Here is a 638-nt window from a genome sequence, read left to right on the forward strand (position 1 = left end):
TTCACATGTCTCTCAATAGGCACTTTGGCTATTTGGAATAGATTGAATTGGCAATCCATATCCTTGACCTTCTGCCAACCGTGAAATTGCCATTGGCCTTTTCGGTTGATGAAGTATTTAAGGGCTACCCAAGTCTTAGACTTTGTTGGATGGCGCCTTACTGCCCAGTGCCATAACGAATAGAATAGTTTGTGCCCAACATACCCGAATACTTGTTTAGCAACGCAATGACGATAATAATTCGCCCACCCCCTTAGTTTCGGATTTATCAGTTTGATAAGGTCGTTAACAGGGATGGTTGCGTGCTTTTTGATGAGTTCGCGCAGGTTACTTAAGAACAACAACGTGTTGGATTTACTCGGTTTAATGAGCAATTTTCCTTTGTACTTCCTATGATTAAACCCTAAGAAGTCAAAACCATTGTTGATGTGGGTAATATGCGTTTTCTCTTCGGAGAGTGTTAAGCCTCTTTCCGCTAAGAAATCAGCTATCAACGGTTTGATATCGTTCTCGAGCACTTCCTTTGAAGCGCAGGTGACGACGAAATCGTCGGCGTATCCAATAAAGTTGGCTCTGGCACCCTTTTTGAGTGCTGTAGACTTTATGCGCTGCTCAAGTCCAGCAAGAGTCATTAGCAT

1 protein-coding gene is annotated in these 638 nt (G+C 42.9%); it reads right to left on the bottom strand.

What is annotated here, in order from left to right; genetic code table 11:
* On the bottom strand, window positions 1-638 hold a 638-nt coding region (locus tag H5185_RS22365), incomplete at both ends, for a group II intron maturase-specific domain-containing protein (RefSeq protein ID WP_259396290.1).

The sequence above is a fragment of the Shewanella sp. SG44-6 genome (assembly GCF_014164185.1).
In the GTDB taxonomy this organism is placed as follows: Bacteria; Pseudomonadota; Gammaproteobacteria; order Enterobacterales; family Shewanellaceae; genus Shewanella; species Shewanella vesiculosa.